This is a genomic window from Tunicatimonas sp. (assembly GCF_049647865.1).
Classification (GTDB): domain Bacteria; phylum Bacteroidota; class Bacteroidia; order Cytophagales; family Cyclobacteriaceae; genus Tunicatimonas.
Genome location: NZ_JBARYM010000614.1, coordinates 1 through 8,388, shown reverse-complemented (window position 1 = coordinate 8,388; position 8,388 = coordinate 1). Strand labels below are relative to the sequence as shown.

Below are 8,388 nucleotides of genomic sequence, written 5' to 3'. Positions count from 1 at the left end.
ATAGGGTTAGGTATTAATCTGCTGGAAATAAAATCAATTCGTATTACGAACATGTTACCCGCGCTGTTTATTGTTATACTACTCACAATATTAATCGGTAAATTCTTTTAGAAGTAAATATAGGCTTCAACCCACCGAAGAATATTTATCTAGAAAACGTAGCTACCATCTTTACTTTTCTTTCTTTCCGCATATTCCTCTTTCCTTGATACGGCTTTTGACAGCGGAAACTTAATTCTTAAAAAATATTTACCGAAAAGCGAAATTTTTTTTGTTAAAGAATTTTCAAAAATAAATGTGAATTTTTATAAATCCTCTATAATACTTAGTAGTGTAGTGTTAATATTCGGTAATTATCATATAAAAAGTTTTTTCGTTTGGTGTGTAACGCACTAATCAAAATTTAGTTTTGACATTAGCTATTTAATCGCATAGATTTGGCAAAAGAGTTTTCAATAACAAACTTCTATTGTTATTTTGTATTACTTCAATATAATATTCTGATTTATATTCAATTCTCTTTCTATCTATAAACGAATTACTCACTACAAATTGCTAAACTATGAGGATTAATTTTACAACTATTGTTGGCTATCCTTTCCGATTTCATATTGGAGTTGGTTGGGGTATAATGGCACTTTTACTATCGACCCATGCATGGGCACAAGACCGGGTCTCGCCAGACCGAACGCTCAACGGAAAAGTTGCTTCAGCGGAAGATCAAGGCGGGTTGCCCGGGGTCAACGTTATAGTGAAAGGAACTTCTAACGGAACAATTACTGATGTTGACGGAAACTACTCACTAGCTATTAGTTCTAAAGCCAAAACACTGGTTTTCTCCTTTATCGGGTTAGAAACTAAAGAAGTTAAGATTGGTAATCAATCAACCATCAATGTAGGTATGACTACTAATATAGAGCAACTTTCTGAAGTGGTTGTTACCGCTTTTGGCCTCGAGCGGGAAAAGAAAGCATTAGGTTATTCAGTGCAAGAAGTGGGGGGTGAGCAGTTAGCCCAAGTCCCCAACCAAAGTGTGGTTAACAATCTTTCGGGCCGAGTAGCTGGTTTGCAAGTTTCCACTAACAGTTCCCCCGGCGGCTCACCCGAGTTTGTCATTAGGGGATTTTCGTCGGTAGGAGGAAATAACCAACCATTAGTGGTGATTGACGGGGTTCCGATGCAGCAAACCTCTAATGCTACCGGTGGCGAACGAGAAGATAATCAACGCTACGGCGGGGGAATCTCCGAGATTGATCCTAATAATATTGCTGAAATGAGTGTGCTGAAGGGGCCTAATGCGGCCGCTCTTTATGGTTCCCGCGCCGCCAATGGAGTTATTCTGATAACTACCAAGTCCGGAAAGGGAACGAAAGGATTAGGAGTGGACGTAAACGTTAGCACCACTTTTGATCGTCCGCTGGTAGAGCCTCGCTTTCAGAATACCTATGGCGGTGGATCAGGTAATTCTTGGTATGCCGACGGTTGGAGTGGAACAGTGGATGGTTTTAAAGGAACAATGGGTACTGATGAAAGCTGGGGTTCCCCCATGGATGGCCGCGAGATTCGCCAGTGGTATACGGGTACCGAAACTGCTCCGTTTGTGCCTAATCCCGACAATTGGGACCAATGGTGGGAAACCGGACAAACCACGAATGCTAACGTAGCCCTCAGTGCCAGCAACGAAAATGGTTCTTTCCGTCTGTCTATCGGACGAATTGACCAAACCGGAATTGCCCATAATACGGATTATTACCGTAACAACTTTCGACTCAACTCTCAATACAACTTTACCGATAAATTGAAGGTGACCGCCATGGGTGAGTACATTAAGTCGGGCGCCGAAAACAGGAACTTTCTAAGTGCTACCTATTTCATTTGGCATCATCGTCAGGTAGACTTTAACCGACTGGAGAACTACCGAGGTTACGAAGGGGTACATATACAACCTGAAGGAAACGATGAGCCACCTAACTGGCAGCATCTGTACTTTACCAATCCATACTTCTGGCAGCAGACAATGGTGAACCCTAATGAGAAAGATCGCTTTCTGGGTAACATTAGCCTGAACTACGAATTTAATGATTGGCTGAACTTGATGGTGCGTTCGGGAACGGACGTTTGGAGCGACCGGCGAGTAGATGTACAGCGCTACGCACGAACTCGCTTTGCCTTCCGAGCCGGGCGTTACGCTGAGGAGCGACTTTCTCGGCAGGAAACCAATACCGATATGATTCTGTCGCTAGACAAAACCTTCGGCGACTTTTCCGTAACGGGACAGTTTGGGGGAGTTCGTCGTACCAACCAATACGACCGGGTTTTTGCCCAAGTGAATGATTTAACGGTAGATGGAGTATATAACTTAGGTAACAGTGCTAGCCCGAACCTTAACGAAAGCCGTACCGAAGAGTCGGTGGTAAATAGCTTGTTTGCGGCTACTCAGTTTGGTTATAAGAACTTTCTTTTCTTAGACTTGACGGCCCGTAACGACTGGTCGAGAACTTTGCCTTCCGAAAACAATTCTTTCTTCTACCCATCCGTATCGTTAAGTGCAGTAGTAACCGATATGCTGGATGTCCAGAGCGACTTCTTATCTTTTGCTAAACTACGCGCTAGTTGGGCCGAGGTAGGTAACGATGCTGACCCGTACATGCTTCAGCAGGTCTTTGAACCGGAAGGACTATGGGATGGCAATACTCCCAAATTTGCTGAAAACAACGAAATTGCCAATTCCACTTTACGCCCGGAAATTACCACCGGAATTGAGTTGGGAGCTGATCTACGATTCCTAAATGGCCGCCTTGGTTTAGATGTGACATATTATAATCAATCTACTCGCGACCAAATCTTAGCAGTAGATATTTCACGAGCTTCGGGCTACACCAGCCGGGTACTGAACGCCGGTGAAATTGTCAATAGAGGGTTAGAAGTTGTTTTATCCGGAACGATCTTTCAATTACCTAGTGGTTTGTCATGGGATGCTAGTATCAACTTTGCCCGTAACCGTAACGAAGTTCTTGAACTAGCTGATGGCTTAGAATCACTGACTTTATGGAGTATCCGAGGAGCTTCGTTGGAGGCCCGAGTGGGCGAAGCGTACGGAAATCTTTACGGTCGCAAGTTTGCTCGCACCGATGCAGGTGAAATTATTTTTGAAAACGGTTTTCCTACAACATTACCTGGTCAGCACGTGATAGGAAATATTCAGCCCGACTGGATTGGTGGTATTCAGAATACGCTAAGCTACAAGGGCTTATCGGTAAGTGCCCTAATTGATATTAAGCAGGGGGGCGATATTTACGATATGGGTTCCAGTTTGATGCGTCAGAACGGAGTAACCGAAGAAAGCGAGATTGGCCGGGAGGAAGGAACTATTGGTCAAGGGGTGATGAACATTGGAACCGACGGTGATCCTCAGTTTGTGCCGAACGACGTGGTGGTTTCTACCCGAACGTTTATGCGCTACCACAGTGGCCGACAGTACCACGAAGCCGCCGTGTTTAATGGTAGCTACGTTAAGCTGAGAGAAGCCTCAGTTTCTTACCAACTGCCTTCCAAGTGGTTCGATAACCTATTCTTCCAATCGGCTCGCCTGTCCGTCATTGGTCGTAACCTGGCGATTCTACACAGTAACAATCGCCATATGGATCCCGAAATCAGTAGTGCTGACCTAGGGTATAATTACGGTCAATTGCCTAGTACTCGTTCCATCGGCTTCAACGTAAACCTGAAATTTTAATAATCATGAGATATTCAATATTCAATATAAAAACACTGATGCTGGCCGGAACGCTCCTATTAGCCTCTACCGCTTGCAACGAAGATTTTGAGGAGGTTAACACCAATCCGAATGCGCCAGTCAGCGTTTCGCCTCAGTATATTCTTCCCCAGGCTATTCAGACAGCGGTAGATAACTACTGGGGCAACAAAGTACGTAACCAGCGGCTGAACTTCGACCACGCAATGTCGTGGATTGGCTACCTGACCCGTAACATTTACGAAAACGAAGGGGATAACTACAATGTGCAGCCCTCGGTGAATATTACCAACTGGGAAGTATTCTACACCGATGCGATGATCAACTTTCATAAGGTGCAAACCCTAGCCGCTCCCGAAACGGAGTTCGCTAATCCTAACTACGAAGCTATTGGATTGGGAATGAAAGCGTGGGGATTCTCACTGCTAACCGATGTATGGGGACCGATCCCATACTCTCAAGCAGTTGCCGGAACTTCTGAGGAGCCAATCTACTCACCTGAATACGACTCGCAGGAAGCAGTTTATGCTGGTATTATCGCTGACCTTGATCAGGCTAATATGTTACTCAATCCTGATGGTCCCCGGGTTCTGGGTGATATTATGTTCGGTGGTGACGTTTTAATGTGGAAAAAGTTTTTCAACTCACTTCGCTTCAAACTACTGAATCGTCAAGCACATATTGTAAGTTCCTCGGCTGCCGAAATGCAGGCGATGATCAGCGACCCGGCTACGTATCCGATGATTGAGAGCAACGACGAAATTGCTCAACTGGAGTATGGCATCGTACCCACCAACAATCCTTGGAACGACATCTTGGTGCAGCAGGGCCGTACCGACTGGAACATTAACAGTACGCTGGTAGATAAGCTAAAAGCGATGAATGATCCTCGCTTAGAAGTGTACGCCTCCCCCGGTATTGATGCAGTTGACGGTATAATTACCGGGCACCCCAGTGGACTTCCCGGAGAGATTGCTACCACGTTTAACGGCGTAAGTGCGGTAATTAACCAGGATGTATTTGCTACCACTACCGCTCCCGCGGTGCTCATGAGCTATGCTGAACTGCTATTTGTCAAGGCGGAAGCAGCATTGGAGGGCGATATCGGCGGAGATGCTCAGGCCTATTACGAGGCAGGGATTGAAGCGGCCTTCGATCAGTACGGTTTGTCAGTACCTGATGGGTATATTGGAACGGCAGGTGCTGCCAATAAAGAAAATATCATGACTCAGAAGTGGATCGCCTTATTTGGCCAGGGTATAGAAGCCTGGACCGAGTACCGCCGAACCGGCTTTCCGGTAATGCCTGCTGCTGATTCCCGCGCTCAATTTGAAAATGACGGAGTGCTACCCACTCGTCTGGAATATCCCGGTACAGAGTACTCGTTAAATGGGGCCAATGTTGAAGCGGCCCAAAGTTTACTAGGCGGTACTGACGATATGAAAACCCCGCTTTGGTGGGTAGAATAATAAGTAATAAACCGGGTGAGGTAACTTCTCACCTGGTTTTCTAATGATGAAAATAAAATAATTATGAAAAACATATTTCAACTTACATTACTATCGGTAGCTACTTTACTAGTGCTAAGTAGTTGCCAGGATGAAACCGATCTAGTGCTCGATCGTGTAGCCTCACCTGTATTACTGGTGACCGATCCGGTTGGAACCGACGAAATTCAAGCTACCTTCTATGAATTAGACAAAACCGGAATTCTCGATCAGAATGTTGGGATTGATTCTATGCCTATATCTAACCTAAGTATTGAGGTTTTTTCCGGTAGCACATCCATTGGTACTTTCACAACCGATACCGAGGGTTCAATTGTTGTTCAAAGTGCTAGCGATTTGGCTTGGACAGGTGAGTATAAAGGGGTGCGATTTCGTTTTCAGTAAAGAATTTACCTTAATTGCAAAATTTGTAGTAAGCATTTTCGCTTTAAAGGCTAATAAAATTTTGATTTAGGGCTTGAATGCTTATTTTTGACTAACATAAAATTATAATACCTTAACAATGAGTAATAATTTGACGACATCTCGTAGAAATTGGTTAAAACAAGGAGCTCTATTTGCTGGTGGGCTAGTAAGCGCCCCCGCGCTACTCCCCAAAGTGCAGGCTCGACCCGCCTTCGGGATGACCCCCTACCAAGGGGCTTATAACCTTTCCGAGTACCACATCGCTCCGCCCGATTTTTCTAAAATCAAGGTGCGATTACTAGCCAACGAGAATCCCTACGGGCCATCTCCCAAAGCAATTCAAGCGATTGCGGAAAGTGCTAGCAAAGGTAACCGCTACGTATACAGCAGCTCTCGTAAAATGGAGGAGATGTTAGCGGAAAAAGAAGGGGTTAAACCTGAGAATATTCTGTTAGCACCCGGCTCAACTGACATACTGGAAAAAACTGCCGTAGTGCAGTGTATGAACGGGGGTAACGTTATTTCGGCTGATCCGGCGTATATGTCACTGGTGAAGACCTCAATGGCGGTAGGCGCAACTTGGAAAAACATTCCACTTAAAGCTGACTTCGCTCACGATCTTGATGCAATGGCCGCTGCGGTGGACAGTGAATCTAAATTAGTGTACATCTGTAATCCAAATAACCCAACAGGTACCATTACTCCTTCCGAAGATATTATGGCGTTTAGCCGTAAGGTGGCTGAAAAGGTTCCGATCTTTATTGATGAGGCTTACATTGAGCTTGCGATGGACCCTAAAATAACTTCAGCGGTTGGCTTGGTTAAGGAAGGCAAAGACGTAATTATTGCCCGTACGTTCTCCAAGCTACATGGCATGGCGGGTTTACGAATTGGCTATATGGTAGCGCAACCCGAGCGAGTACAATCCATTAAAGATATGGTCCGTACCGAAATGGGGATTAGCGTAACTTCTATGGAAGGGGCGATGGCTAGCATGGCTGACACTGAATTCCAGGAAAAGACAATGACGCTAAACCAGGAGTGCCGTGAGTACGTGATGGGCGAGCTGAAAAGTCAAGGCTTTGAGCCGTATCCGTCGTACACTAGCTTTATTTTGTTCCCCATTGATATGCCTACGGAGAAGTTTATGATGGCAATGGTGGACAAAGGAATTGGTATTCGTACCTACAATATCTTTGATAAGCCCCACTGTCGCGTGAGTATGGGAACAATGGAAGAAGTGAAGCAATTTACTTCGGCATTGGCCCAGGTTCACGATAAAGGAACCGTACAGGCCGGAGGCAAATAAACCATTCTAATAATGACTAATGAATGACGATTATTCATCATTCATTAGTCATTAATCATCATTCCCCAAGCTGTTTTATTAACTACTTAGAAACCTGCTAAAAAAGGTTTCCCGCTATTACTATGTCTGTCTATGAATCCTGCTGTTGTAAAGACCATATCACTCGTCGTTCTGATTCTGCTGGGCTATTCGCTTCAATCTAAAATTAAAGGAAAAGACCAGAAGGCCGGACTAAAAACTGTTATTCTAAGCATCGCGCTTCCGGCTACGATTTTTATTGCACTACTTAAAATTGAATTTAGCTGGGAAATGGCTATTGTGCCTCTACTGGCTCTTGGGTTTAACCTTACCATGTTTTGGTTAGCGGGCAAAATGCACTTGGTTCAACCGAGTATAGAAGCTGGTTCGTCCCGTCATCGCACCATGCAAATGCTTATTCCTTCTCTGGCTCCCGGGCTATCAGCTTTTCCGTTTATACTGGAATATTTTGGCGAAGAACCACTGGCTATGGCTGCATTGGCTGATGTAGGTAATAAAGTTTTTGGACTGATACTACTGTACCTTATTGCAATGCGCTGGTACTATAGCCGTCACCAAATGGAAAATCAACCGGTGGGTGCTAAAGTAAAGGGCATGTTGCTCTCGCTAGTAAGAGAACCAATTAATATGGTGTTACTGGTAGCACTGAGTATGCTGGCTTTTGGTTTTTCGTTCAGTTCGTTACCTGAATTCTTCCAGATGAGTGCCCAGCGCCTAAGCCTAATGATGACCCCTTTAGTATTGTTATTTATTGGAATTTCCGTCCGATTAGACTGGAGTCAGGCTCGCACCATCTTTTCGCTACTGTTTCTTCGTTCAAGTATCGCTTTCCTCATCAGTGCTGTTTTGTTGCTGCTATTACCCGTACAAAGTCTCGGTATGGCATTATTAGTTGTCATCTTCCCGCAGAGTGCCTGTAGCTTCTGGCCGTTTGCTCATATGTCGGCAGTAGGAGGAATGGAAGAGGTTAGCGGACGAGCTGATAAGCCAACCTTTGATCTGGATTTTGCCATGAATATTCTGGCTTGTTCTCTCCCGTTTTCAACGGTGCTAATTCTTGGTATCTGTACCGCTAGTGACTTCTTTGCCGCGCCTACGAACCTACTAGCAATGGTAGCGGTTTTCGGTGGATTAGCTTTAATCCCAACCTTATTGCATATCTTTCGCGGAAAGCCCGAAATGGTGAATCAGTAACGTCTCTACTGAGCCAGTCGGTACCGAAGTAAAACACTGCTTTACTTCAGATGCTACGAATAAGGATTGAAAAATTTGCAGGCTAGATTTTTCTTCAATAACTATCTCTAGTCATCATCAAGCTGGTACACTCGTGAGTCTATCATGAATGGAAGTACATCTAAAACCTTTACTTTTTC

At 44.7% G+C, this 8,388-nt stretch carries 6 protein-coding genes; all 6 read left to right on the top strand.

Annotated elements, in window-relative coordinates:
* The 6 genes from WBA23_RS18010 to WBA23_RS17985 all read left to right on the top strand — a co-directional run bounded on the left by WBA23_RS18010 (position 1) and on the right by WBA23_RS17985 (position 8,209).
* On the top strand, positions 1 to 111 hold the full coding sequence (locus WBA23_RS18010) for a DUF554 family protein (RefSeq protein ID WP_424583675.1): 111 nt from the start codon (positions 1 to 3) through the stop codon (positions 109 to 111).
* Positions 112 to 562: 451 nt separating this feature from the next.
* Positions 563 to 3,736 (top strand): SusC/RagA family TonB-linked outer membrane protein, encoded by a 3,174-nt coding sequence (locus tag WBA23_RS18005; RefSeq protein WP_424583674.1) that lies wholly within the window; start codon positions 563 to 565, stop codon positions 3,734 to 3,736.
* Positions 3,737 to 3,741: 5 nt separating this feature from the next.
* Positions 3,742 to 5,223: a SusD/RagB family nutrient-binding outer membrane lipoprotein gene (locus WBA23_RS18000; RefSeq protein ID WP_424583673.1), complete on the top strand. Its 1,482-nt coding sequence runs from the start codon at positions 3,742 to 3,744 to the stop codon at positions 5,221 to 5,223.
* Positions 5,224 to 5,286: 63 nt separating this feature from the next.
* The gene (locus WBA23_RS17995; RefSeq protein WP_424583672.1) at positions 5,287 to 5,646 is read left to right on the top strand and encodes a hypothetical protein; all 360 of its coding nucleotides are present in this window, start codon (positions 5,287 to 5,289) and stop codon (positions 5,644 to 5,646) included.
* Between the two features lie 118 nt (positions 5,647 to 5,764).
* The gene (locus WBA23_RS17990) at positions 5,765 to 6,976 is read left to right on the top strand and encodes a pyridoxal phosphate-dependent aminotransferase (protein ID WP_424583671.1); all 1,212 of its coding nucleotides are present in this window, start codon (positions 5,765 to 5,767) and stop codon (positions 6,974 to 6,976) included.
* Between the two features lie 132 nt (positions 6,977 to 7,108).
* The gene (locus tag WBA23_RS17985; RefSeq protein WP_424583670.1) at positions 7,109 to 8,209 is read left to right on the top strand and encodes a permease; all 1,101 of its coding nucleotides are present in this window, start codon (positions 7,109 to 7,111) and stop codon (positions 8,207 to 8,209) included.
* Positions 8,210 to 8,388: the final 179 nt, after the last annotated feature.

Bases quoted from the DNA above. Each gene is read 5' to 3' on its own strand.
- WBA23_RS18000 (WP_424583673.1), top strand. From the start codon at position 3,742: ATGAGATATTCAATATTCAATATAAAAACACTGATGCTGGCCGGAACG.
- WBA23_RS17990 (WP_424583671.1), top strand. From the start codon at position 5,765: ATGAGTAATAATTTGACGACATCTCGTAGAAATTGGTTAAAACAAGGA.
- WBA23_RS18005 (WP_424583674.1), top strand. From the start codon at position 563: ATGAGGATTAATTTTACAACTATTGTTGGCTATCCTTTCCGATTTCAT.
- WBA23_RS17995 (WP_424583672.1), top strand. From the start codon at position 5,287: ATGAAAAACATATTTCAACTTACATTACTATCGGTAGCTACTTTACTA.
- WBA23_RS17985 (WP_424583670.1), top strand. From the start codon at position 7,109: ATGAATCCTGCTGTTGTAAAGACCATATCACTCGTCGTTCTGATTCTG.